General features: G+C 68.3%; 23 protein-coding genes, 2 tRNA genes and 1 rRNA gene. 19 read left to right on the top strand and 7 right to left on the bottom strand.

The features are described from left to right. Positions 1-882: KaiC domain-containing protein (locus EXE51_RS16860; protein WP_241990659.1), on the top strand; the 882-nt coding region annotated here is incomplete at its 5' end. A 497-nt stretch (positions 883-1,379) separates the two neighbouring features. Here the strand turns inward: EXE51_RS16860 and EXE51_RS16855 are convergent. Further along, positions 1,380-1,450 (bottom strand) — tRNA-Gly (locus EXE51_RS16855). Between the two features lie 119 nt (positions 1,451-1,569). Here EXE51_RS16855 and EXE51_RS16850 point away from each other — a divergent pair. Further along, positions 1,570-3,000, top strand: coding sequence for a M28 family metallopeptidase (locus EXE51_RS16850; RefSeq protein WP_137693132.1), 1,431 nt, complete (start codon positions 1,570-1,572; stop codon positions 2,998-3,000). 33 nt (positions 3,001-3,033) lie between these two features. Here EXE51_RS16850 and nadE read toward each other — a convergent pair whose 3' ends face one another. Further along, positions 3,034-4,023: an NAD(+) synthase gene (nadE, locus tag EXE51_RS16845; RefSeq protein ID WP_094495128.1), complete on the bottom strand. Its 990-nt coding sequence runs from the start codon at positions 4,021-4,023 to the stop codon at positions 3,034-3,036. A 421-nt stretch (positions 4,024-4,444) separates the two neighbouring features. Between nadE and EXE51_RS16840 the strand changes: the two genes are divergently transcribed. Next, positions 4,445-4,978: an Rrf2 family transcriptional regulator gene (locus EXE51_RS16840; RefSeq protein ID WP_049932615.1), complete on the top strand. Its 534-nt coding sequence runs from the start codon at positions 4,445-4,447 to the stop codon at positions 4,976-4,978. 47 nt (positions 4,979-5,025) lie between these two features. Here EXE51_RS16840 and truA read toward each other — a convergent pair whose 3' ends face one another. The 3 genes from truA to EXE51_RS16825 all read right to left on the bottom strand — a co-directional run bounded on the left by truA (position 5,026) and on the right by EXE51_RS16825 (position 6,754). Beyond that, a complete protein-coding gene (truA, locus tag EXE51_RS16835; protein ID WP_089308799.1) occupies positions 5,026-5,943 on the bottom strand; it encodes a tRNA pseudouridine(38-40) synthase TruA in 918 nt (305 codons plus the stop codon). A 22-nt stretch (positions 5,944-5,965) separates the two neighbouring features. After that, positions 5,966-6,490: a universal stress protein gene (locus tag EXE51_RS16830; RefSeq protein ID WP_049932617.1), complete on the bottom strand. Its 525-nt coding sequence runs from the start codon at positions 6,488-6,490 to the stop codon at positions 5,966-5,968. Between the two features lie 63 nt (positions 6,491-6,553). Then, complete coding sequence (locus tag EXE51_RS16825; protein WP_086216656.1) at positions 6,554-6,754, bottom strand: XapX domain-containing protein; 201 nt, start codon at positions 6,752-6,754, stop codon at positions 6,554-6,556. Between the two features lie 102 nt (positions 6,755-6,856). Between EXE51_RS16825 and EXE51_RS16820 the strand changes: the two genes are divergently transcribed. The 11 genes from EXE51_RS16820 (at position 6,857) to EXE51_RS16770 (ending at position 14,580) form a co-directional block, all read left to right on the top strand. Beyond that, entirely contained in the window at positions 6,857-7,423 is a 567-nt protein-coding gene (locus tag EXE51_RS16820; RefSeq protein ID WP_049932621.1) for a peptidylprolyl isomerase, read from the top strand. Between the two features lie 93 nt (positions 7,424-7,516). After that, positions 7,517-7,625, top strand: a tRNA-Glu gene (locus EXE51_RS16815). A gap of 105 nt (positions 7,626-7,730) precedes the next feature. After that, on the top strand, positions 7,731-8,954 hold the full coding sequence (locus tag EXE51_RS16810; RefSeq protein WP_094583673.1) for a cystathionine gamma-synthase: 1,224 nt from the start codon (positions 7,731-7,733) through the stop codon (positions 8,952-8,954). A gap of 80 nt (positions 8,955-9,034) precedes the next feature. Next, a complete protein-coding gene (locus tag EXE51_RS16805) occupies positions 9,035-9,982 on the top strand; it encodes a D-2-hydroxyacid dehydrogenase (RefSeq protein ID WP_049932624.1) in 948 nt (315 codons plus the stop codon). A gap of 195 nt (positions 9,983-10,177) precedes the next feature. Continuing rightward, complete coding sequence (locus EXE51_RS16800) at positions 10,178-11,176, top strand: phosphate uptake regulator PhoU (protein ID WP_049932625.1); 999 nt, start codon at positions 10,178-10,180, stop codon at positions 11,174-11,176. Then, complete coding sequence (locus EXE51_RS16795) at positions 11,173-12,066, top strand: alpha/beta hydrolase (protein WP_137693131.1); 894 nt, start codon at positions 11,173-11,175, stop codon at positions 12,064-12,066. Before EXE51_RS16800 ends, EXE51_RS16795 begins: the two co-directional genes overlap by 4 nt. Positions 12,067-12,102: 36 nt before the next feature. Then, complete coding sequence (locus EXE51_RS16790) at positions 12,103-12,486, top strand: hypothetical protein (RefSeq protein WP_094495131.1); 384 nt, start codon at positions 12,103-12,105, stop codon at positions 12,484-12,486. A gap of 62 nt (positions 12,487-12,548) precedes the next feature. After that, complete coding sequence (locus EXE51_RS16785; RefSeq protein ID WP_137693130.1) at positions 12,549-12,830, top strand: ubiquitin-like small modifier protein 1; 282 nt, start codon at positions 12,549-12,551, stop codon at positions 12,828-12,830. Then, positions 12,827-13,183: a hypothetical protein gene (locus tag EXE51_RS16780; RefSeq protein ID WP_137691580.1), complete on the top strand. Its 357-nt coding sequence runs from the start codon at positions 12,827-12,829 to the stop codon at positions 13,181-13,183. The genes EXE51_RS16785 and EXE51_RS16780 overlap by 4 nt, the downstream gene beginning before the upstream one ends. A 197-nt stretch (positions 13,184-13,380) precedes the next feature. Then, positions 13,381-13,800: a hypothetical protein gene (locus EXE51_RS16775; protein WP_137693133.1), complete on the top strand. Its 420-nt coding sequence runs from the start codon at positions 13,381-13,383 to the stop codon at positions 13,798-13,800. Between the two features lie 54 nt (positions 13,801-13,854). Further along, positions 13,855-14,580 carry a fumarylacetoacetate hydrolase family protein gene (locus EXE51_RS16770; protein WP_137693129.1) on the top strand — a complete coding sequence of 242 codons (726 nt, stop codon included), beginning with the start codon at positions 13,855-13,857 and terminating at the stop codon, positions 14,578-14,580. A 36-nt stretch (positions 14,581-14,616) separates the two neighbouring features. Here the strand turns inward: EXE51_RS16770 and EXE51_RS16765 are convergent, their stop codons facing one another. Continuing rightward, positions 14,617-15,456, bottom strand: coding sequence for a hypothetical protein (locus EXE51_RS16765; RefSeq protein WP_137693128.1), 840 nt, complete (start codon positions 15,454-15,456; stop codon positions 14,617-14,619). Positions 15,457-15,654: 198 nt separating this feature from the next. Between EXE51_RS16765 and EXE51_RS16760 the strand changes: the two genes are divergently transcribed. From EXE51_RS16760 to EXE51_RS16745, 4 genes are all read left to right on the top strand, one after another. Beyond that, positions 15,655-16,764 carry a hypothetical protein gene (locus tag EXE51_RS16760; protein ID WP_137693127.1) on the top strand — a complete coding sequence of 370 codons (1,110 nt, stop codon included), beginning with the start codon at positions 15,655-15,657 and terminating at the stop codon, positions 16,762-16,764. Between the two features lie 190 nt (positions 16,765-16,954). Next, positions 16,955-19,207: an NADP-dependent malic enzyme gene (locus EXE51_RS16755; RefSeq protein WP_094495135.1), complete on the top strand. Its 2,253-nt coding sequence runs from the start codon at positions 16,955-16,957 to the stop codon at positions 19,205-19,207. A 66-nt stretch (positions 19,208-19,273) separates the two neighbouring features. Beyond that, the gene (locus EXE51_RS16750) at positions 19,274-20,086 is read left to right on the top strand and encodes a MarR family transcriptional regulator (protein WP_049932640.1); all 813 of its coding nucleotides are present in this window, start codon (positions 19,274-19,276) and stop codon (positions 20,084-20,086) included. Between the two features lie 653 nt (positions 20,087-20,739). Next, entirely contained in the window at positions 20,740-21,945 is a 1,206-nt protein-coding gene (locus EXE51_RS16745; RefSeq protein ID WP_094580380.1) for a Cdc6/Cdc18 family protein, read from the top strand. Between the two features lie 104 nt (positions 21,946-22,049). On the opposite strand, the gene EXE51_RS16740 is transcribed toward EXE51_RS16745, so the two are convergent. Next, complete coding sequence (locus tag EXE51_RS16740) at positions 22,050-22,610, bottom strand: TATA-box-binding protein (protein ID WP_049932645.1); 561 nt, start codon at positions 22,608-22,610, stop codon at positions 22,050-22,052. Positions 22,611-23,280: 670 nt separating this feature from the next. Here EXE51_RS16740 and EXE51_RS16735 point away from each other — a divergent pair. Further along, a 16S ribosomal RNA gene (locus EXE51_RS16735) occupies positions 23,281-23,396 on the top strand; the annotation flags it as partial.

Here is a 23,396-nt window from a genome sequence, read left to right as displayed (position 1 = left end):
CACCAGCCGGTCCGCGTCGAACTCGGCGATGAGCCGGACGAGGTCGTTCCGGATCGACGACAGCGAGTTGGCCATCTCGATCGGGTCGATGGCGACGACGACTTCGGGTTCGGGGACCTCGGCGGCGAGGCGGGCGGCGGCGGAACGACCGACTTCGACGTCGACCCGGAGGAGTTCGAGTCGGAGATCGAGCGGACCGACATCGGGATCGAGGGGCTCGACGACATGATCCTCGGGGGCGTCCCCAGCCGGTCGCTGCTGTCGGTCATCGGCGGCGCCGGAACCGGGAAGACGACGTTCGCGCTCCAGTTCCTCAACCACGCGCTCGAATCGGGGGAGAAGGGGATCTACATCACGCTCGAACAGACCCGGGAGTCGATCCTCGACACGGCGGCCGAGAAGGGGTGGTCGTTCCGCGAACACGCGGCCGAGGACCGCCTCGCGGTCGTCGCCATCGACCCGATCGAGATGGCCAACTCGCTGTCGTCGATCCGGAACGACCTCGTCCGGCTCATCGCCGAGTTCGACGCGGACCGGCTGGTGCTCGACTCCGTCTCGCTGCTGGAGATGATGTACGACCACCCCGCGAAGCGCCGCTCGGAAGTGTTCGGCTTCACGCGCTCGCTCAAGGAGGCGGGCGTGACGACCCTGCTCACATCGGAGGCGAGCGAGGAGACGCAGTACGCGTCCAGACACGGGATCGTGGAGTACCTGACGGACGCCGTCTTCGTCCTCCAGTACGTCCGCGCGTCGGACTTCCGCGAGACGCGGCTCGCAGTCGAGATCCAGAAGATCCGCGACGCGAACCACTCCCGCGAGACGAAGCCGTACGACATCACCGACACCGGCATCTCAGTGTACGACCAGGCGAACATCTTCTGAGCGGCCCGGGCGACGAGGTATCTAAACCGACACGCGTCGCCGCGGCGATTGCTTATACATGTCCGGAGTACCGCGGTAGCGCGCGCCTCCGAGTGGCCGCACCGGCGGCCGCGAGGAGCGCGTGCGAGGGAGTCACTCGCCCGGAGCAACGCGGAGGGCGACTGACGAGGTCGGCGAGGGGTGCGGTGCGGGGGATCTCAAAGGGGCAGCCGGGAGGACGACGCAGGCGACGCAAGCGCCGCAGGAACGAGCGAAGCGAGCGTGCGTCGTCCTCCCGGTTGGGACTTTGGAGGTGTTCACCGCAGATCCGCGGTCGGTTATTTTTAAACGAACGTATGTATAAATGCGGTATAACCCGGGATCAGTGCCCGGAGAGGAAGTGATCGTTCGGTACGGGGCCAAACAGGAGAGTATCGGTGTTACCGTACTGCTTCAGTGACCCATTTCACGCTGTAGCGCCGCGGGAAATGCGGAAGACAGCCGCGTAAGCGTCCGGATGCACCGTCCGGGAATTGAACCCGGGCTATTAGCTTGGGAAGCTAATGTCCTACCACTGGACCAACGGTGCTCAAATCGAGATACCCGACCGTCCCACTTGAACGTAGCGTTTCACCGGGCGGGGCTCACTTCGCCGCCGCCCAGTGCCGCGAGCCACAGTCTTAAGCCGTCACCGACGGAGGCACGCCCATGGCCGAGGACGCAGCAACCGAGAGGCGAACCGACGCGGTCGACCGTGTGCGCGACCGCGCCGCGGAACTCGCCCCCGCGTTCGGATCGACGTGGACCGACGACGAGCCGTGGCGGTTCCTCACCGACCTCACGGCGATCGGGAGCCGGATGGCCGGCAGCGAGGGCGAGGCCCGGGGCGCCGACCTCGTCGCCGACGCCTTCGAGCGCGCGGGGCTCGCGGACGTTCGCACGGAGCCGTTCGACCTCCCGGCGTGGGAGCGCGGGTCGGCGTCGCTCGACGTGACCGTCTCCGGTCGGGACGGCGAGCCGACCACGCGGTCGTTCGAAGCCCTCGCGCTCCCGTACTCGCCGGGGGGCAGCGTCTCGGGCGAACTCGTCGACGTTGGGTACGGCACCCCGGCGGAGATCGACGAGCGCGACGTGGCGGGCCGGATCGCGGTCGCTTCGACGACCACCCCGGAGGGCGGGCGGTTCGTCCATCGCATGGAGAAGTTCGGCTACGCGGTCGACGCGGGCGCGGTCGGCTTCGTGTTCGTCAACCACCTCGACGGGCAGCTGCCGCCGACCGGGTCGCTCACGTTCGGCGAGGAGGCCGAGGCGGTCGCGGTCGGCGTTTCGAAGGAGACCGGCGCGTGGCTCCGCGAGTACGCGGTCGGTGGCGGGGGGGCCGGACCGAGCGGCTCCGGCGCCGTCGCGCAGGCCGAGCTGTCGGTCGAGGCGTCGACGACGCCGGGCGAGAGCCGCAACGTGATCGGTCGCGCCGGTCCGGACACCGACGAGCGCGTCCTCCTGCTCTCTCACTACGACGCCCACGACATCGCGGAGGGGGCGCTCGACAACGGCTGCGGCATCGCGACGGTCGCGACCGCGGCCGAGATCATCGCGGGCGCCGACCTCCCGCTCGGCGTCGATGTCGTCGCGGTCGGCGCCGAGGAGGTCGGCCTGCTCGGCGCGGAACACCTCGCCGAGCGCGTGGATCCGGACTCCGTGAAGGGCGTGGTCAACGTCGACGGCGCGGGACGGTTCCGCGACCTGATCGCGCTCGCACACGCCTCCACGGCGGCCGCGTCGGTGGCCGAAGCGGTGTCGGCCGCGACGCGCCAGCCGATCGAGGTCGACGCGCAGCCGCACCCGTTCTCCGACCAGTGGCCGTTCGTGCGCCGCGGCGTACCGGCGCTCCAGCTCCACAGCGACTCCGGCGACCGCGGGCGCGGGTGGGGCCACACCCACGCGGACACCCGCGACAAGGTCGACGACCGGAACGTCCGCGAACACGCGATGCTGACCGCCCTGCTCGTCGCCGAGTTCGCGGCGCCCGAGCGCGACCTCCCCCGCCTCGACCGCGACGAACTCGTGACCGCCTTCCGCGAGGCCGACTTCGAGACGGGGATGCGCGCGGCCGACCTCTGGCCGAGCGACTGGGACTGAACGGGGCGGCGTAGGCCGGTCCCGACCGCTCGGTCACTCCATGTCCCCGTCCGGCGTCGGCGGCGGGAGTCGCTTGTGCGCCGTCGCGCGGTGGCGGGCGAGCAGGTCCGCGACGAGGTCGCGGTCGATCCCGGCGAGTACGGCGGCAGCGGAGCCCTCGCCACCGTCGTCGTCCGCAGTTCGGTCGACCTCGGCGACGGTCGCCGCGATTCGCTCGGCGACCGACTCGGAGTCCAGTCCGCGGTCGACGCCGAGGTGGAGGACGGGGTCCACGACCTCGTAGGGCGCCCCGAGGTCGTCGGCGTCCCGCTGGCCCGGGAGGAACCCGGCCGTCGGTGGCTTCTCGACGACGAACTCCGGCACGTCGAGTTCGGCCGCGAGGGCACGGACGCCAGACTTGTACAGGTGTCCCAGCGGGAACACGTCGGCCGCGCCGTCACCGTGTTTCGTCAGGTAGCCCAAGAGCAGTTCGCTCCGGTTGGCGGTGCCGCAGACGAGGCGGTTCGTCGCGTTGGCGGCGAGGTAGGCGACGGTCATCCGGAGCCGAGCGACCGCGTTCCCCGATCGGACCGGTTCGTCGTGGAGGTCGAAGCGATCGGGGACGACCGCGCCGAACTGCGCGAACAGCGGCTGGAGGTGAACCGTGTCGTGTTCGATACCCAGCGCCGCCGCGAGCGCCTCGGCGTCCCGTGCGTGGGGCGCGCCGACCTTGTTACACGGGAGTATCAGCCCGTACACGCGCTCGGGACCGAGCGCCTCCACGGCGAGCGCGGCGGTCACCGTCGAGTCGAGCCCGCCGCTCATGTTCACCACGACGCCGTCGGCGGCCGCGGCGTCGACCCGCTCGGCGAGGAACGACCGGACGCGGTCGCGTTCGACCGCGGGGTCCCGGTCCGGGAGCAGCGCGCGAGGCAGCGACTCGGAGCTCGGATCGGACCGAGTCACTTGTCGGGCACCCGCCTCCGTCGACCGACCGGCCGAGACGGCCCCGTCGGACTCGAACGCCGACTCGCGGTCAGCCATCGACGCCCTCCGCTCGGTCCCTCGTCCGCGTTCTCTGCCGATTTACACCGCCGGTGAGCCGTCGCGGAGTGACGGGGTGTCCCTGCGAGCGGTGACAAACGTCGCGTTGATTCGTCATCAGTTGCCCGCCGCTTCCGGCTTCGGCGGTAAATACTTGCGGTGTAGATAGTATAAGGAATTAGTACAAAGTTACTCTGAACGGCGCACAATCGACCATAATTACAAAAATAAAGAACTTCAACTGGGACGAGAATTAAAAATATTCGAGAATAGTATCTAGCGAGAGGTTGTTTTTCCGTTACCGCATATCTGAGGTAGTAATAGCAGTACTTTCCAGAAATAACACGGTTTAGTGGGTCTCGTAAGCATATAATGACGTTATATACCAACATTTATCAGGAAGTTGCGCATCGAATTGTGTATGTCAGAAATCGAGTTGAGTTCAAGCCAAAGCCGGGTGCTCACTGCGCTCGTGAACCTCGCGGAAGGAGGGGACGACCCAGTACAGGGGCGAGAGATCGCTGACGCGATCGACCGCAACCCGGGGACGGTCCGGAACCGGATGGGTAGCCTCCGGACCCTCGGACTCGTCGAGGGCGTCGCCGGGCCGGACGGCGGATACATCCCGACCGACGGGGCGTACGACGCCCTCGACATCGAGCGGCTAGACGACGCCGCGACGACCCCGGTGGAGCGCGAGGGCATCCCCGTCGAGGACGTCACCGTCGCTGAGATAGACCTGTCGAGCGTCGCCAATCCGGAACTGTGTCGCGCCGAACTCGTGATCCGCGGTCCCGTCGGCCCGTTCGACGCGGGAGACCACGTGACCGTCGGGCCGACGCCCGCCACCGGGCTGCGGCTCTCTGGCGTGGTCGACGCGACGAACGTCGACGGCAACACCCTGCTGGTCCGCGTCGACGGCATGGAGACGCCGGCGGGCGGATCGGCGGCCTGACGGCCGCGGCCTCGGCGGTCCGGATCGTCCCTCCACGGCCGCCGAGCTCACTCTTCTTCGGCGGCCGAGAACAGCCTGTCGCGGACCGCGCCGGTGGCGGCGGCGGCGTGACGCGCGTCGCGGTGTCGCTCGCCGAACGCGACCCGCGCGCTCCGGGCGGCCTCGCGGTCGACCTCGAACGTCACGTCGGGGTAGCGCACGTCCCACAGCACGAGCGGTTCGGGCGGCGCGGGGCCGACCCCCCGCTCGCCGGGGATCGGGTCGGCGGCGAGCAGCCGTTCGATCCATGCGGGGTCGGCCGTTCCGCGACCCACGGCCCGGACCGCGGCGACGACCCGCCTGACGAGCGCCCGCGGGAACCCGTCCGTCGAGAGTTCGACGACGAGCGCGTCGCCCGCGCGGGTCGCCCGCGCGTCGAGGTCGCGGACCGTGCCAGTCTCGTCTGTCGTCAGGTTGTGGAAGTCGTGTTCGCCGTCGAACCGCGCGAGCGCGTCCCGGAGTCGGTCGTCGTCGACCGCGTGTTCGGGATCCGATCGCGCGGCGTCGGTCGAACCGCCCCCGTCGACCGCGGGGGCGTAGAGGTGGTACCGGTAGGTCCGGCGGACCGCGTCGTGCGTCGCGTGGAACTCCTCTCCGACGTCGGCGGCGGCCCACACGCGGACGGATCCCGGTAAGTGCCCGTTGAACGCGCGGGGGGTGAGCCACGTCGGCGCCTCGAAGGCGACGGTCTGGGCCACCGCCGAGACGCCGGCGTCGGTCCGCCCGGCCGCGGCGTAGCCGGGGGGCGTGGCGTGGGTCGCCCCGTCGCCGCGCTGGACGACGCCGTGGTCCGCGAGCGCTTCGAGGAGCGCGTCCGCCACCGTCTCGGCGTGCGGCTGTCGCTGGAAGCCGGCGTACTCTCGCCCGTCGTACGCGACCCGGAAGGCGCGCGTGACGGTCTCGAGACCGTTCGACGCGTCCGTCATGGGCGTTCGCTCGGCGCGGCCGTCACTGCCCGTCCGACGCTCCGCGTCCGCCCGTCGCGTCGCCGTCGTCGGCCGGCTCTCGATCCGCCTGATCCGCCGGCTCCCGATCCCCTTCGTCCGTCGGCTCGGTCATCGGAACGGTCACCACCGGTACCGACGCGACGCGGACGACCTTCTCGGTGACGCTCCCGAGGAGCAGCCGTCGGATCCCCTGTCGAGTGTGGCTCGGCATGACGACGAGGTCGGCGCCGTCCTCGATCGCGTTCTCGATGACGTCCAGCGGCTCGCCGCGGACGACGTCGCCGACCGTCTCGACGCCGGCTTCCTCCAGCTCCGCGGTCACAGCTTCCACCCGCTCCTCGGCCGCGTCGACGAGGCGGTCGGAGAACGCGCCCGTCCGCGGCCCGGCGAGCGTGTCGACCGCGGTGTCGGCGGCCGAGACGACGTGGACGGTCGCGCCGTATCGCTCGGCGAGGCTGGCCGCGTGCGGGATCGCGTCGTTCGCCTCGCCGCCGGGTGCGACGGGGAGGAGGATCTGGTCGTACATGCGCGGTACTGCTCGCGCCCGCCGGAAAACGATACCGGCCGTCGGTGGTCCGGGGCGGGGGCGTCACAGCCCGAGCGCGTCCAGCAGGTCGAACCCGACGCCGGCGTAGCCGACGAGCTTGAAACCGAGATAGATGCCGACGATCGCCATCACGCCCGGCAGCTCCGGGGGCGCGGGGATCGGAACGCGGAGGAATGCGAACAGCGCGCCGACCGTCACCCCGACGACGAGCGCGGCGACGGTCAGGACCGCGGTCGAACTCATATCGACGCGTCCGCGGCGTTCGCTTATAACTGCGGTGTTCGCGGCCGGGGACGACCCGCGCGGATGGGCAGGGTTTTCCGACGGGCGCCCTTCCTTGTGGACATGGCACGAGAGGTTTCCGATCCCGACAACCCGCAGGTGACGCTTCAGACCAACCACGGCGATATCGTCGTCGAGCTCTTCGCCGATCGCGCGCCGAAGACGGTCGAGAACTTCCTCGGGCTGGCGCGTCACGACCCCGCGGCCGACGCGGAGCCCGCGCCCGAGACGAACACGTGGGAGGACCCCAAGAGCGGCGAGGTCCGCGGCGACTCGCTGTACGAGGGCATCGTCTTCCACCGCGTCATCGACGACTTCATGATCCAAGGCGGCGACCCGATGGAGAACGGCCGCGGCGGTCCCGGCTACGAGTTCGACGACGAGTTCCACGACGACCTCACCCACGACGGACCCGGGATCCTGTCGATGGCGAACTCCGGCCCGAACACGAACGGCTCGCAGTTCTTCATCACGCTCGACGCGACCCCGCACCTCGACGGCAAGCACGCCGTCTTCGGGCATGTCATCGACGGGATGGACGTCGTCGAGGAGATCGGCGGCGTGCCGACCGGGCGCAACGACGACCCCCGCGAGGCCGTCGAGATTGAGCGCGTCGACGTCGACGAGTAACGGTTTCGCCTCCGCACCGACTGCGTGCGTCACCGTCGCACGCTGCGGGGAGTTGAGAAGAGTTAAATTGTCCCCGACGTAAGCATCGTTCACGCTCGGTTGGTGTAGTCCGGCCAATCATGTTGGCCTTTCGGCGGACGCGGCGCCTCGGCGCCGGTTCGGAAGTCAGCCGACGACCAGGGTTCAAATCCCTGACCGAGCATCCATCATCACCGCGAGCGGCGCGTCTCCTTCTCTGAGCGGCGCGTCGCTACCTCCCGGCCGCCCGAATGGGAAGAATCACTTTCCTCGGCGACGACGCGTATCCATGAGCGATACACCCGAGAACGGCGGCGACGGTGACGACGCCGGTAGCGACCCTGACGCCGGCGCCCCCGATGAGCACCGGTTCGAGACCCTCGCGATCCACGCCGGACAGGAGCCCGACCCGGAGACGGGGGCGTTGATGACCCCGATCCACGCGAACTCCACCTACGAGCAGGACAGGCCGGGCGACCACCGCGGCTACGAGTACAGCCGGACCGGGAACCCGACGCGGAGCGACCTGGAGGCGAACCTCGCCTCGCTGGAGTCGGGCAGCCACGCGCGCTGTTTCTCCTCCGGCATGGGGGCGATCAACACCGTCCTCAACCTGCTTTCGGCTGGCGACCACGTCGTCGCCGGCGACGACGTGTACGGGGGGACCCACCGCATCCTCACGCAGGTGTACGACGAGTACGACATCGACACCACGTTCGTCGACACGACCGATCACGACGCGGTCCGGGCGGCGATGCGCGAGGAGACCGAGCTGGTTTGGGTCGAGACGCCGACGAACCCCCTGATGAACGTCAACGACATCGGCGCGCTCGCCGCCATCGCCCACGAGGGCGACGCGCTCTGCGCGGTCGACAACACGTTCGCGACGCCGTACCTCCAGCGCCCGCTCGAACACGGCGCCGACATCGTCTCCCAGTCGCTGACGAAGTACCTCGGCGGGCACTCGGACACCATCGGCGGCGCCCTGATCGTCGACGACGAGGAACTGGACGAGCGGCTCGGCTTCTACCAGAACTCCGTCGGCGCGACGCCCGGCCCGTTCGACGCGTTCCTCGTCCTCCGCGGGACGAAGACGCTCCCCGTCCGGATGGACCGACACTGCGAGAACGCGATGGCGCTCGCGGAGTGGCTGGAGAGACACGACGCGGTCGAGCGCGTCTACTACCCCGGGTTGGAGTCGCACCCCGACCACGAGCTGGCGGCCGCGCAGATGGACGACTTCGGCGGCATGCTGTCGTTCGAGCTGGACGGCACCCTCGAAGAGGCGTCGACGGTCGTAAGCGAGACGGAGGTGTTCACCCTCGCGGAGTCGCTCGGCGGCGTCGAGAGCCTGATCGAGCAGCCCGCCGCGATGACCCACGCTGCCATCCCACGTGAGGAGCGGATCGCGGCCGGGCTCACCGACGGCCTCATCCGGGTGTCGGTGGGGATCGAACACGTCGACGACATGAAGGCGGACCTCCGGGCGGCGTTCGACGCGGCGCTGTCGTAGCCCGCCCCGACGGGGTTCGGCGCTCCGCCGGTCACCGAGCGACTGACACCATTTTTATCGGTCCCGGCGAGACAGCCCCCATGAGCGATCCAGACGTCTTGGTGCTTCGACAGACGATCCACGGGCTGGGCCCCGACGAACTGGCGTCGGCGATCCGCGAGCGGCTCCCCGACGCGACGGTCGCGCGAGCGCGAACGCCCGCGGAGGAACTGGAGCTGATCCGGACGGCGCGGGTCGCCGTCGGGCTCAACGTCGACGAGGAGCTGCTCGCCGCCGCGGAGGAGCTGGAGCTGTTCGCCTGCGTGTTCGCGGGGACGGGCCACCTGCCGCGCGACCTGCTCGCGGACCACGGAATCGCCGTGACGAACGCTTCGGGCGTCCACGGGCCGAACATCGCCGAACACGTCGTCGGGTCGATGATCGCGCACGCGCGACAGTTCCACCGGGCGTACCGGCAGCAGACCCGCCGGGAGTGGCGCACCTACGAGACCACGGAGTTGTACGACTCGACCGTCTCCGTGGTCGGGCTCGGCGCCATCGGCCGGGCCGTCGTCGACCGCTTAGAGGCGTTCGACGTCGACACCGTCGGCGTCCGCTACTCTCCGGAGAAGGGCGGGCCGACCGACGAGGTGTACGGATTCGACGAGTTTCACGAGGCCGTCACCGGGGCGGAGTACGTCGTCTTGGCCTGTCCACTCACGGAGACGACGCGGGGGCTGGTCGACGCCGACGCGCTCAGGACGATGCGGGCCGACGCCGTCCTCGTCAACATCGCTCGGGGGCCAATCGTCGACACGGACGCCTTGGTAACGGAGCTCCGGAACAACCGTATCCGCGGCGCGGCGCTGGACGTCACCGACCCGGAGCCGCTGCCGGAGGACCACCCGCTGTGGGGGCTGTCGAACGCGACGATCACGCCGCACAACGCCGGCCACACCCCCGAGTACTACGAACGCGTCGCGGATATCCTCGCCGACAACGTCGCGCGGTTGAACGCCGGCGACGAACTCCGTAACCGCGTGGTCTGAGACGACACCGAGAAAACACGCCGGTCGTATCCATACTGAAGAGTAGGTATATATAGTAAAATTACTTCTCTATTTATCGGCCCTAGGCATTCTCCACTGCCGTTTTGCGGACTATTTGACGACAGACGTCTCGCTCGTTGTTCGGCAGTATATATTTTGATCAAAATTAAGGTGTTCCGCTCCGGAGGGTCGGGTATGGAAACGCGGAAGGTCCAAGTCACCGGCGGCTCGACGTACACCGTCTCGATTCCGAAGACGTGGGCGACTGAGAACGACGTCGAGGCCGGGACGGAGATCGAGTTCCACCCCGACGGCGACTCCCTGTTTCTCACCCCGCGGTCGGAGGACGAGCGGATGCGGGGGACGCTCGACATCGCGGACCTGTCTGGGCAGGCACTCCAGCGGGCGGTGACGACGATGTACGTCAGCGGCTTCGACGTCATCGAACTGGAGGCGGCCGAGATCACCACCGAGCAGCGCTCGACGATCCGCGACGCGGTCCAGAGCCTCGTCGGCCTGGAGGTGTTAGAGGAGACGCGGGACCGCGTTGTCGTCCAGGACCTCCTCGACTCCTCCGAGCTTTCGATCCACAACGCGGTCACGCGGATGCGGCTGATCTCGCTGTCGATGCTCGAAGACGCGATCACCGCGCTCGCCGACCGCGACCACGACCTCGCGCGCGACGTGATCGGCCGCGACGACGACCTCGACCGGCTGTGGCTCGTGGTCTCGCGGATCTTCCGCGCGACGCTGCGAACGCCGAAGGCGGCCGAGGAGCTCGGGCTCCCCCGCGAGGAGTGTTTCGACTACCACTCCAGCGCTCGCCAGTTAGAGCGGATCGGCGACCACGCGACGAAGATCGCGCACCTGACCCTGAACATCGAGGACCCGCTTCCCGACGACGTCGTGGAGGCGGTGAACGACCTCCACGGCGACGCGGTCGACGTGATCGACACCGCGATGGACGCGCTGTTCGACGACGACACCGAGGCGGCTACCCGACGAGCGAACGAGGCGAGAACCGGCGTCAGAGCGATCGACGAGCGCGTCAGGTCCATCGACGAGGTCCTCCGCGACCTCGACCCCACCCGCGCGCAACTGCTCGGGCTCGTCGTCGACTCGGTCCTCCGGTCGGCCGACTACGGCGGGAACATCGCCGAGACGGCCCTCCAGAAGGCCGCGCCGACGCCGTGAGGGAAGCGGAGGGGATCGCTCACCGACTCCCCGGACCCCGGCGGCTCGCGGTCGCCGGCGGTGCGATCGTCCTCTTCGTCGCGATCGGCGGCGGCGGCGCCGCCGCGTACTTCGCCGCCGGTATGGGACCGGACGCGGACGCGGTTGCGGCGGTCGAGGCGGACCCGGACATAACCGTCGACCGGACGGCGGTCGGGACCGCGGTCCGCGACGGACCGGTGACGGCGTCGACCGTCGGACTCGTTTACTACCCCGGCGCGCGGGTGGCTCACGAGAGCTACGTCCCCACCGCCGCCGAGATCGTCGCCGCGTCCGACCGGATCGCGCTCGTCGTCGTGGTGGACGCTCCCCTCAACCTCGCCGTCCTCGCGCTGGACCGTGCCGATCGCGTGCGCGAGCGTCACCCGGAGGTCGGCGTCTGGGCCGTCGGCGGCCACTCGCTCGGCGGTGCCATGGCCTGCCGGCACGCCGCCGAGAACGCCGCGGCCTACGAGGCGCTCGTCCTCCACGCCGCGTACTGCGACCGCGACGTCTCCGACAGCGGCCTTGACGTGCTCTCGGTGCTCGGCGGCGCGGACGGCGTGATCGACGCCGAACGGGAGCGCGCGTCGCGGGCGAACCTCCCGGCGGACGCGCGGATCGTGAAACTCGACGGCGTCAACCACGCCGGGTTCGGGGCCTACGGCCCGCAGCGCGGCGACGGTCCCGCGTCGCTGTCGCCCGACGCCAGCCGGGAGGCGGTCGGGAACGCGACCGGGACGTGGCTCTCGGAAGGGGGCGCGGCGACCCGCAGTGTCGAGCCGCGACTAGTTCCGGACCGCGGCGCGTGGTCGGTCGCCGACCGTGGCCCGCGGTCGCCCGGTTCCGCCGTGCTCGTCGTTGCCGGGTGAGCGGGTTTTTTGAGCGCGCTCCCCCGAGGGGATCCCATGCCAGAGATCGAACTCGGCGTGCCGAGGGGCGTCATCGAGTCGCTTCCGGAGGAGGAGGGGACCGCCGAGCAGGACATGCGGCGCGCCATCGCGGGGATCCAGTCGCGACTGAACGAGGCGCTCGACGAGGCCGACCCCGACGAGGCAGCCGAGGTCGTCGCCGACGCGGTCGAGCGCATGGAGTCGCAGGCGAGCACCTACCACGAGTTCGTCCCGGAACTCCGCGCGTGGGGGCAGTCGCCGATCTACGCGATCGCGTGGCGGAACCTCTACCTCGAGCTCATCGGCCAGCTGTACGACCACGAGTGGCTTGCCGACGACCTCGACCGGGAGCGGAACTTCCGGCTGGTCGAGGACGGGATTCGCCTCTCCGACCTGTGACCAAGCGACCGTCGCCTTCCGTGGCCGACCGCTTTTAACCCGCCGCGACCCGACGTACGGGTATGGAACTGGAACTGCGGTTCTTCGCGACGTTTCGCGAGGCCGCCGGCGGGAAGACGGTGAACACGGAGTTCGCCGACGCCGCGACCGTCGGCGACGTGCTGCGCGAACTGGAGTCGGAGTACGAGGGGATGGAGGGCCGACTGATCGCCGACGGGGACCTCGCCCCGCAGATCAACGTCCTGAAGAACGGCCGCGAGGTGCTCCACCTCGACGGGCTCGACACACCGATGGCGGACGGGGACCGGCTCTCCGTGTTCCCGCCCGTCGCGGGGGGCGCATGAGCGACGACGGCTCGGCGACCGCCGAGGACGTGGTCGACGACGCGGACGCTTCCGGCCTCCCGCCGGCCGAGGAGGGGTGGGAGCGCGAGACGGTCGCGTACCGCGGTATCTCTCGGCGGCTCGCCGCCCATTACCTCAGGAACTTGGGCGGGGAACTCGTCGGAACCGACGAGCCCGCGGAGGCGACCAGCGTGGAGGGCGACGGCTGGCGGGCGGCCCTCAGCGCCGAGAAGGTGACCGCCGCGGCCGCGATCGAGATCACGGAGGTGACCGCCGAGTTCGCGGGCGACCCGGACGCCCTCGGTGACCTCCTCCCGAAATACCGGCAGAAGGCCATGCGCGCCGGCGGGTGATGTCCGACGACGACAGCGAGTCTGGCGACCACGGAGAGGACGCCGACGGCCGCAAAGGGGACGCCGACGGCGAGGTCGACGGTCGTGGAGCGGACGCCGACGGTCGTGGAGCGGACGCCGACGGCGAGGCCGACGACCGCAGAGCGGGTACCGACGGTCGTGGAACGGACACCGACCGGGACTCGGGAACGTACCCCATCGAGGGGACAGCGCTAGTGAAGACGACCGCGCTTGCGAGTGTGCCCGCTGCGCGCGTGCCGACGCTCCTCGCGCGCGTCCAAGCCGACCTCGGCCCCAGAATCGATGCGTATCGCCGGAGGTACGAGCAGATCGAGGCCGAGCCGGGGCGCGAGACGTTCCTTGTTGAGCCGGACCACTGGGACGAGGTGGCCGAGCGCGTCGGGCTCTCCGAGCGCGAGCGCGACGCCGTCGTCCGCGCGCACGAGGCCGCGGTCGAACGGCTCGGGGCCGGGAGCGGTCGCCGGGCGGAGTTCGACGCCGCCCTAGAAATCCGGTCAGCCGTTGTCATCGGTCTCGACGAAGATGGGGACGGTAGTCGTGAGGAGGATACCGGTCGTGAGGCGGACGGTAGTCGCGAGGCGGACAGCGACGATTGATCCGGGCCGTGCCGCCACCGACGCCTTTTCGAACCGCAGCGCAGAGGTGCCTGTATGCGACTCGCTCGACTGCTCACGCCGGACGGTCCCGTGGTCGGCCTATACGACGACGGCACAGTCGTCGCCGACGACGGCCGGTACGAGGTCGGCCGCGACGGCCGACTGCTCCCGCCGTGTGACCCCACCGCGCTGTACTGCGTCGGCCGGAACTACGCCGAGACGCTCGACCAGATGGACTACGAACGGCCCGAGGTGCCGGATTTCTTCATCAAGCCCCCGACGAGCCTGCTCGCGCACGGCGAGGAAATCCGATATCCAGAGTGGACCGACGAGCTGACGTACGCCGGCGAACTTGTCGCCGTGCTCGACGAACGGTGCCGGGATCTCGCCCCCGAGGACGTCCCGGAGGTCGTCCGCGGCTACACGATACTGAACGACGTCGACGCGCTCGACCAGCAGGGCCGGACCGCGCGGAAGGCGTTCGACGGGTCGGCGCCGCTGGGCCCGTGGATCGAGACCGACGTGGACCCGACGGATATCGACATCGAGACTACCGTGGGCGGCGAGGTGCGACAGGACGCGACCACCGAACTGATGCTGTTCGGTCCCCGAGAGGTCGTCTCGTACCTCTCGAAGCGGTTCACGTTCGAGCCCGGCGACTGTGTCGCGTTCGGCAGTCCGGCGAACCCCGGGCTCGTCGAACCCGGCGAGCGGGTCGAAATCACCTACGAGGGGGTCGGGACGCTCTCGAACGCGGTGGTCGCGTCGGACGGGGAGTGACGGCGCCGAGTTCGGCCGGGTGAACGCCGGGTGATCTCACCGATCCGCGGGGTCGAAGTCGTCGACGCTCGCGTCGTCGATCAGGCGGTTGGCGGTCGTCAGCGTCGTCTCGTCGCCGGTCCGCACGTAGGTCCCGAGCGCGTCGGCCGCCTTCACGAGCCCGTCCGCGGCCGCGGGCGGCACGTCGCCCCCGAGGGCGTCGGCGCGCGCGACGCGGTCGCGAAGGCGTTCGAACGCGTCGCGAGCGGGACCGATCCGAGAGCCGGGGCTCTCTCCTTCGACGGTAACCGCCGGGGAGTCGCCCTCGGCGTCGGCGGTGCGTTCCGCCCCGCCCGGTCTGGCGCCGGATTCGAGTTCGTCGAGGAAGTCGAGCGCGTCGCTGCGGTACGCCTCGACCGCGCGCACGGCGGCCATCCCTCGGGCCTCGCGGAGCGCGGTCGGTACCTCCCCCGCAGCCGGGCGCTCGCCGTCGTCGGCGCCGGCGAGCAGCCCGAGGAGGTACTCGCGATCGGCGTCGGTCGGGTCCCGGAGCCGTTCGAAGCAGTCCACCGCCTCCAGCAGCTCTCGGGCAGCGAGGTAGGTCTCGTCGAGCGGCACGAGACGCCCGCCGTCGATGAACCCGCGCTTCCGGCAGTACTCTCGGAGGTCGGACTGGAGCTCGTCGACGCCAGAGCGCGGGAGCGTCCCGGTCGCGTTCCCGAACCGCTCGCGGTGCGCCGCGAGGTCGAGCGCGACGGGCGCGTCGGTGTGTGCCGTCCGGGCGTCGACGCCGACGCTGCGCAGGTCGCCGCAGCTCGGACACGCGACGGAGCCCGTATCGTAGTACGACCACCGCGTGCCACAGGACTGGCACTCGCGTTCGCCGCGGACCTTCATGCGTTCGGCTTCGTCGCGTCCGCCCTAAATGACTGCGGGTCGAGCGTGTGGCCACTCGGGATACGGGCGAGCCGTGCGATCTCGCGAGGCGGGCGGTCGCGGAACGGGCGGCCGCGGGACGGGCGGCCGCGGAACAGGCACCTCCCTACAGTCGGCTCGGGTACCAGCATATTTCATCCCTTCCGGCGAACGATCGGTATGAGCTGGCACGCCGTCGACGCGGTCGACCGCGCCGTCGACGCGACGCGACGGTTACTCTTTCCGTTCGAGGTGGTCCGATGGGCGAAGCTCGCCGCCCTCGCGGCCGGCATGGCGGGCGGCGGCGCCGCGGCGTCGCACGTCGGTGCCTCGTCACTCGGCGCTTCGACGGCCGGGCTCGTGGGGTGGGCGACATCTACCTCGACGGGCGTCGGGGCGGGACCGGTGGGGATCGGACGCATCGTCGGTCCGGCAGCCGAGCGCGTCGCGGGACTCGACGACGCGCTGCTCGTCGCGGCCGCGGTCGGGGGGCTGGTCGCGGCGTTCGCGCTCGTCACGTGTTCGGTCGCATTCCGGCTCGCGTTCTACGACGCGCTCGCGACGACGGAAGTCGCGCTCTGGCGACCGTTTCGTACACGGTTTCGGCAGGCCTTCGGGCTGTCGGCCGTCGTGACGGCCGGCGCGGTCGTCGCCGCGATACCGGCGGCCGCGTTCGCGGTTGTCGCCGCAGACTCTGCTGTGTCGGGCGCGGCGGGCGTAGAGGTCGGCGGGGTGTCCGGTGCCTCCGAGGTCGCGTTCGTCGCGCTCGGAGTCACCGCTGGCGGCGTAGCGCTGATCGGGACCGTCGGCTCCCGGCTCACGCTGGAGCTCGTCGCGCCGGCGATGGTCGCCCGCGACGTCGGGGTGCTCGCCGGGTGGCGGACGGTTTGGGCTTCGCTCCGCGAGTCGCTGAGCGATGTCGCGGTCTACCTCGCGGTTCACGCCGTCGTCGCGGCGAGCGCCGGGATCGTCCGGGCCGTCGCAGTCGCCTCCGTCGGCGGGGTGGTCGCCGCGGTCGGCCTCGTCGTGCTGGTGCTCGCCGCGGTCCCGCTCGGCGGAGTGGCGGCGTTGGTCGAGACGACCGCGGGGGCGATCGTGCTCGCGACCGTCCTGCTGTGTGCGGTCGCCGCCGTCGCGGTGCTGACGCTCCCCGTCCTCATCGTGGCGCGGACGTACCTGACGGCGTACGAAGTCTCGACGCTCGCCGGGTTCGCTCCGGGGCTGGCTCCGCTGGCGCCGACGCTCGCCGCGAGCGACGACTCGGAGCCAGCCGACGGTGGGCCGGTCTGAGGACGCGCCGACGGGGCTCCGCGGTCGACGGACATCCAAGTTGTCGACGAGCATCGAAACGCCAACACACATCGAGATCTCGTTGAAGTACTTCGATGCCGTCGAAGGGCGCCGCAAGATCGTCGAACGTCGAATCACACACTCGACACCATCGCATACCTTTTTACTCCGTTCACGAATGGAGAAAGACATGGGACTAGACGACGACGCCCGGGAGTATCACCGGCAGGAGCCGCCCGGAAAGATCGAGATAGAGACGACGAAGCCGACGAACACCCAGCGAGACCTCTCGCTGGCGTACTCCCCCGGGGTCGCGGCGCCGTGCCGCGATATCGCGGCCGACCCGGAGTCCGTCTTCGAGTACACGGCGAAGGGTAACCTCGTCGCGGTCGTCTCGAACGGCTCGGCCGTCCTCGGGCTCGGTGACATCGGCGCGGCCGCCTCGAAGCCCGTGATGGAAGGGAAGGGGGTGCTGTTCAAGCGGTTCGCCGACATCGACGTGTTCGACATCGAGCTCGACATCGACGCCGTCGACCCGTTCTGCGAGGCCGTGAAGGCGATGGAGCCGACGTTCGGCGGCATCAACCTCGAGGACATCAAAGCCCCGGAGTGTTTCAAGATCGAGGAGCGGCTCCGCGAGGAGATGGAGATCCCGGTGTTCCACGACGACCAGCACGGCACCGCGATCATCTCCGGCGCGGCGCTGATGAACGCGGTCGACATCTCCGATAAGGACCTCTCGGAGCTCGACATCGTCTTCTCCGGCGCCGGCGCGTCGGCCATCGCGACGGCCCGGTTCTACGTCTCGCTGGGGGCGCGCGAAGAGAACATCATGATGTGCGATTCCTCCGGGATCATCACCGAAGAGCGGGTGGCGGCCGGCGATGTCAACGAGTACAAAAGCCAGTTCGCCACCCCCGTCGAAGACGGCGATCTCGCGGACGCCATGGACGGCGCAGACGTGTTCGTCGGGCTCTCCGTCGGGGGTATCGTCTCGCAGGAGATGGTCCGCTCGATGGCCGCGGACCCGATCATCTTCGCGATGGCGAACCCCGACCCGGAGATCACCTACGAGGACGCCAAGGACGCCCGGGACGACACAGTGATCATGGCGACTGGTCGGTCCGACTACCCGAACATGGTGAACAACGTCCTCGGGTTCCCCTTCCTGTTCCGCGGGGCGCTCGACGTGCGTGCGACCGAGATCAACGAGGAGATGAAGGCGGCCGCCGCGGAGGCGCTAGCCGACCTCGCGCGCAAGGACGTTCCGGACGCGGTCGTGAAGGCATACGGCGACGACCCGCTCCAGTTCGGTCCCGACTACGTCATTCCGAAGCCGCTCGATCCGCGGGTGCTGTTCGAGGTGGCGCCGCGCGTCGCGGAGGCGGCGATGGAGTCCGGATCGGCCAGGACGGAGATCGATCTGAACCAGTACCGCGAGCGCCTCGAAGCTCGCTTGGGGAAGTCCCGCGAGATGATGCGGGTCGTGTTGAACAAGGCGAAAAGCGACCCGAAGCGGATCGCGCTCGCGGAGGGCACCGACGAGAAGATGATCCGCGCGGCCTACCAGCTCTCCGAGCAGGGGATCGCGGAGCCGGTGTTGCTCGGCGACGCCGACACCATCTCCCGGACCGCGTCCGAGCTCGGGCTCTCGTTCCGCCCCGAGGTGGTCGACCCGGACGAGCGGGACGTCTCCGGATACGGTGAGCGGCTGTACGAGCTCCGAAAGCGCAAGGGGATCACCAAACGCGAGGCTGACGATTTGGTCAAACGGGACACCAACTACCTCGGGAGCGTGATGGTAGAAACCGGCGACGTCGACGCGATGCTCACCGGGCTCACGCACCACTACCCGTCCGCGCTCCGGCCGCCCCTCCAGATAGTCGGTTCGGCGGCCGACACGGACACCGTCGCCGGCGTGTACATGCTCACCTTCAAGAACCGGGTGATCTTCTGTGCGGACACGACCGTCAATCAGGACCCCGACGCGGAGACGCTGGCGGAGGTCACGCGACACACGGCGGACCTCGCGCGACGGTTCAACGTCGAACCGCGCGCCGCGATGCTATCGTACTCGAACTTCGGGAGCGTCGACAACGAGGGGACGCGGAAGCCGCGCGACGCGGTCGACATTCTTCAGTCCGACGACGTGGTCGACTTCCCGGTCGACGGGGAGATGCAGGCCGACACCGCGGTCGTCGACGACATCCTCAACGGTACCTACGAGTTCTCCGAACTCGACGAGGCGGCCAACGTCCTCGTGTTCCCGAACCTCGAGGCCGGGAACATCGGATACAAACTCCTTCAGCGGCTCGGGGGCGCCGAGGCCATCGGACCGATGCTCGTCGGCATGGACGAGCCGGTCCACGTCCTCCAGCGTGGCGACGAGGTGAAGGATATCGTCAACCTTGCGAGCGTCGCCGTCGTGGACGCCCAAGAGTAGCTCGCCGGGTGTACCGTGGACGCCGGGACACCAATTTTACTTGTTTCCGACTACAACATCGGTGGTATGGGAACGAGCGAGGATCCGGACGAGCCGGCCGGGCCGCGAGTGCTGGATAACAGGCGCGACGCGACTCGTTACCGGGTTCTCGTCGAGATCGCCGCGCGGCAGCCGGCGGTGAGCCAAGAGGAGATCGCGGACGTCATCGGTGTGACCTCGCAGGCGGTGAGCGACTACGTCCGCGACTTGGTCGACGGAGGGTTCGTGGAGAAACGCGGTCGAGGTCGGTACGAGGTGACCAAAGAGGGAGTCGACTGGATAATCACGCGAACCGACGCCCTCTCGGACTTCGTGTCTCGCGTGTCCGACGATGTTCTGGGAAGCGTCGACGTCGACGCCGCCGTGGCGACCGACGCGGTTGCGGAAGGTGACGACGTCGGGCTGGAGATGCGCGACGGCGTGCTACACGCCGTCCCGGAGGGGGGATCGGCGACAGCGGTCGTCGTCACCGGCGGTGAGGCCGGAGAGGCGGTCGGCGTCACCGACTTCGAGGGGGTCGTCGAGTACGATCCGGGCGTGGTGACGGTCGTGTCCGTCCCGGCGGTGACCGAAGGGAGTCCGCCGTCTCCCGAGGTCATCACGGATCGCGCCGCGGACGCGGATCTGATCGCGGTCGGTGGGACCGAAGCCTACGCGCTCGCGACGCGGACCGGGCTCCGGCCGGACATCCGATTCGGTTCGGCGACGGGCGTGTCTCAGGCCGCCCTCCGGGGCTTGGACGTGCTGTTGCTCGTTTCGACCGACGAGCTTTCTCGCCACACGACGCGACTCCGTGAAGACGGCGTTCGGTATGAGGTCCGCGACTCTCTCACACCGTAGGTCGGTACGTCGGTCGCTGTGGTTTCGTACGGTGAGACACACCGTGTTTCCGGTGAAATGGGGCTATCTTGGGTGGGAGCGACTTCGCTGTGGGCGGTTTAGTTATCTATCTGACCGATATAGAACAACAGGATTTATATCCTACATCAGAGTAAAGCTCGCCAAGCGAAATGAGCAACAGCTTGCCGCGCGATACATGCGTTTCACCGGAAACTACTATTCTACTGAGTGCTCGCACTTCGTTGGAAGCCCGCACCCCATCTGAAGCCTGAGTTTCACCGGAAACACGGTCTCCCCCCTGTTGGTCGGCCCGCCTGAGGCACTCAGCGAACACCTCGTTTCCGGTGAAACAGTCTCCTCAGACAGTGTCCGTTGACCTCTCCACACCCGTATCCCCGAATTTTCCAACGGTTGTCTCTTCTCCGCTCACTCATCCCAGCCGAATTACTCTATGAGCCCGATCACTCCATGCGTTGGAGCGCGTCACATGCCGGCTCACTCCGTGAGTACTTCCCCCGCCCGCCACCCCACGGTCGACCACCCTTTTCACCGGAAACACGGTGTGTGTCTCTCTCCACCGACCCGTCCCTCGCTCCGCTCCGAACGTGGCCGCGAAACAGAACGCATTTCACCGGAAACACGGTGTCTCCCTCATGGACGCAGCGGACGACCTCTTCACGAGGGAGGACCCTATCTTCGCGAACAAGGAACTCCTCGAGATCAGTCACTTGCCGGGCGAGGGACGTATCGTCGGCCGCGACGACGAGATCGCCGATCTGGCGACGGCGGTCAATCCGGCCATCTTCGGCCAGAGCCCGAGCAACGTCCTCATCTACGGGAAGACGGGCACCGGGAAGTCCCTGTGCGCGAAGTACGTCTCCAAGCGACTCGTCTCGACCGCGAGCGAGGAGGGCGTTACGGCGACGTTCGCCTACGTCGACTGCGCGCAGGACACCACCGAGACGCAAGCGGTCCAGACGATCGCCGAGGGCGTCAACGACCCCGAGGAAACCGGGATCAACGTCCCCGATAAGGGGCTCTCTACGTCCACGTACTACAAGCGACTCTGGCGGATCCTCGACCAGCGGTACGACGTCGTCTTGATCCTGCTCGACGAGATCGATAAGCTCGATGACGACGCCATCCTGATGCAACTGTCCCGCGCTGGCGAGGCGGGAAAGATCACCGACTGTAAGTTGGGCGTCGTCGGCATCAGCAACAAGATCCAGTACAAAGACCGGATGGACGAGCGCGTTAAATCGAGCCTCTGTGAGCGCGAGTTCGTCTTCCCGCCGTACGACGCGAACCAACTCAGGGAAATCATGCAGGCGCGGGCGGACGCGTTCCACGACGCCGTTCTCGAACCCTCGACGATCCCGCGCGCCGCCGCGCTGGCGGCGCGCGAACACGGCGACGCGCGGAAGGCTATCGACATCCTCCGGTACGCGGGCGAGATCGCACAGGCGAACGGCGAACCCACTGTTCGTGAGGAGTTCGTCACGCAGGCGCGCGAGCGAGCCGAGACCGACCGATTCCGCGAACTCATTCGCGGGTCCACCCCGCACTCGAGGTACGTGCTTCAGGCGCTCGCGCTACTGTCGCTCTCGAACGGTCGTCAGGACGGATTCCGCACGAGCCGCGTGTACGAAATCTACGAGAACATCTGCCGGCAGGAGGGATCCGATAGCCTCTCGCTACGGCGCGTCCGCGACCTCCTGAAGGAGCACGCGTTCCTCGACATCATCGAACAGTCGAAACACAGCGGCGGTAGCGCCGAAGGAAGCTACACGAAGCACCAACTCCTCGAGGACCCGAGCGTAGTCAAAGAGGTCCTTACCGAGGATGATGCCGAGAGCTGATCGAGTCGGTTCGGCCACCCGACGGTCCCCCCGCCACCGCTCTACGACGAGCACCGTGCCGTCGCCGCGACGAGGCCCCGCACAGACCGATCGATTCGCCCGCGTCAGCCGAGCAGGCCGAGTCCTTCGATCCGCTCGACGATCTCCTCGACGGCTTCCTCGGCGTCGTCAGTCCGCTTACCGCCGGTGATGACGATCTTCCCGCTTCCGAAGAGGAGGATGACGACCTCGGGTTCGTCCATCCGGTAGACGAGCCCGGGGAACTGCTCCGGCTCGTACTCTACGTCTTCGAGACCGAGCCCGATCGCGAGGGCGTTGAGATTGAGGTTGTGCCCCAAGTCCGCGCTCGACACGATGTTCTGAACGGTGATCTCCGGATCATCCTCGACCGGGATCTGGAGGCCCCGAAGCTTCTCGAAGATGATCCCGAGCGCGTCGTGGACGTCGTCGATGCTCTTGGCACCCGTACAGACGATCTTCCCCGACCGGAAGATGAGCGCGGCCGCCTTCGGCTCTTGAGTCCTGTAGACGAGGCCGGGGAAGTTGTCGGGATTGAAATCTGCGCCCGGGAGATCCTCTGCGAGCGCCTCCAAGTCGAGCTCCTGACCGATACCCGTCGATGCAACAACGTTCTGAATCTCGATCGAGTCTGCAGGGTTCGTCATCGTTCGCTTTTATATGTGTCCCCCTCCCTTATAAACGCCCGTGGTATAAATGGCCAACTGCCCCACACCGCACATAGTGTCCTGTCCTGCGCGCGCGTGAGGCCGCCGCCGCAACCTGGATTCCATGATACACTTCTGATACGTTCGGCTCTCAGACGTTCCGATCGTATCGCCCAGTGTCGCGAGATCCTGCCGATACCAAATCTCCCTACTGGATCAGCTCGTTGTAAACTGCTCCATGAAACCGCATGACGTGGGGCCGACGCTTCGACGGGGTTAAATACAACCCGGGCATTCGAATGAATGCGAGGAGCCCCCGACGGGGGGGCACCGGCCGGCCGCCAACGCGGCCGGTCGAAGCGTTCCGACGTGCTTAAGTGTATAAGCCCGTTCGGTTGAAACGCGAAGAACGCACCGCGGACTCGGGCCGTTCAACTCGGCCCGGTTTCGCAGAGTCGGTTCATCCGACTCACCCGATGAGGATCGCGCCCCCTGCGCTCCGGCGTAAGCGGCGATCTGATGTGAGCCGTGGTCGTTCGGTGTCATCCAAGCCGCTGGATGGGCCGGACACCACACAGACCAATGCAATGGTGTGTCAACCTTCGTCTCAACCGAAGTTGACACCCGCCAACACCCCCTTCGAGCCGGGAATCAGGCTCGAAGGATACTCATTCCGGTTGATCCTGCCGGAGGCCATTGCTATTGGGATCCGATTTAGCCATGCTAGTCGCACGAGTTCAGACTCGTGGCGAATAGCTCAGTAACACGTGGCCAAACTACCCTTCG

The organism is Halorubrum sp. CGM5_25_10-8B, assembly GCF_005435095.1.
Taxonomy (GTDB): domain Archaea; phylum Halobacteriota; class Halobacteria; order Halobacteriales; family Haloferacaceae; genus Halorubrum; species Halorubrum ezzemoulense.
This window is presented reverse-complemented; position numbering and strand designations above follow the sequence as displayed.

What these genes read in the sequence shown, in the direction of transcription:
- EXE51_RS16805 (WP_049932624.1), top strand. Translation starts at nt 9,035, where the DNA reads ATGAGCGATCCAGACGTCTTGGTGCTTCGACAGACGATCCACGGGCTG.
- EXE51_RS16830 (WP_049932617.1), bottom strand. Translation starts at nt 6,490, where the DNA reads ATGTACGACCAGATCCTCCTCCCCGTCGCACCCGGCGGCGAGGCGAAC.
- EXE51_RS16840 (WP_049932615.1), top strand. Translation starts at nt 4,445, where the DNA reads ATGTCAGAAATCGAGTTGAGTTCAAGCCAAAGCCGGGTGCTCACTGCG.
- EXE51_RS16745 (WP_094580380.1), top strand. Translation starts at nt 20,740, where the DNA reads ATGGACGCAGCGGACGACCTCTTCACGAGGGAGGACCCTATCTTCGCG.
- EXE51_RS16785 (WP_137693130.1), top strand. Translation starts at nt 12,549, where the DNA reads ATGGAACTGGAACTGCGGTTCTTCGCGACGTTTCGCGAGGCCGCCGGC.
- EXE51_RS16740 (WP_049932645.1), bottom strand. Translation starts at nt 22,610, where the DNA reads ATGACGAACCCTGCAGACTCGATCGAGATTCAGAACGTTGTTGCATCG.
- EXE51_RS16800 (WP_049932625.1), top strand. Translation starts at nt 10,178, where the DNA reads ATGGAAACGCGGAAGGTCCAAGTCACCGGCGGCTCGACGTACACCGTC.
- EXE51_RS16825 (WP_086216656.1), bottom strand. Translation starts at nt 6,754, where the DNA reads ATGAGTTCGACCGCGGTCCTGACCGTCGCCGCGCTCGTCGTCGGGGTG.
- EXE51_RS16810 (WP_094583673.1), top strand. Translation starts at nt 7,731, where the DNA reads ATGAGCGATACACCCGAGAACGGCGGCGACGGTGACGACGCCGGTAGC.
- EXE51_RS16750 (WP_049932640.1), top strand. Translation starts at nt 19,274, where the DNA reads ATGGGAACGAGCGAGGATCCGGACGAGCCGGCCGGGCCGCGAGTGCTG.
- EXE51_RS16760 (WP_137693127.1), top strand. Translation starts at nt 15,655, where the DNA reads ATGAGCTGGCACGCCGTCGACGCGGTCGACCGCGCCGTCGACGCGACG.
- EXE51_RS16755 (WP_094495135.1), top strand. Translation starts at nt 16,955, where the DNA reads ATGGGACTAGACGACGACGCCCGGGAGTATCACCGGCAGGAGCCGCCC.
- EXE51_RS16765 (WP_137693128.1), bottom strand. Translation starts at nt 15,456, where the DNA reads ATGAAGGTCCGCGGCGAACGCGAGTGCCAGTCCTGTGGCACGCGGTGG.
- EXE51_RS16820 (WP_049932621.1), top strand. Translation starts at nt 6,857, where the DNA reads ATGGCACGAGAGGTTTCCGATCCCGACAACCCGCAGGTGACGCTTCAG.
- nadE (WP_094495128.1), bottom strand. Translation starts at nt 4,023, where the DNA reads ATGGCTGACCGCGAGTCGGCGTTCGAGTCCGACGGGGCCGTCTCGGCC.
- EXE51_RS16770 (WP_137693129.1), top strand. Translation starts at nt 13,855, where the DNA reads ATGCGACTCGCTCGACTGCTCACGCCGGACGGTCCCGTGGTCGGCCTA.
- EXE51_RS16790 (WP_094495131.1), top strand. Translation starts at nt 12,103, where the DNA reads ATGCCAGAGATCGAACTCGGCGTGCCGAGGGGCGTCATCGAGTCGCTT.
- EXE51_RS16850 (WP_137693132.1), top strand. Translation starts at nt 1,570, where the DNA reads ATGGCCGAGGACGCAGCAACCGAGAGGCGAACCGACGCGGTCGACCGT.
- truA (WP_089308799.1), bottom strand. Translation starts at nt 5,943, where the DNA reads ATGACGGACGCGTCGAACGGTCTCGAGACCGTCACGCGCGCCTTCCGG.
- EXE51_RS16780 (WP_137691580.1), top strand. Translation starts at nt 12,827, where the DNA reads ATGAGCGACGACGGCTCGGCGACCGCCGAGGACGTGGTCGACGACGCG.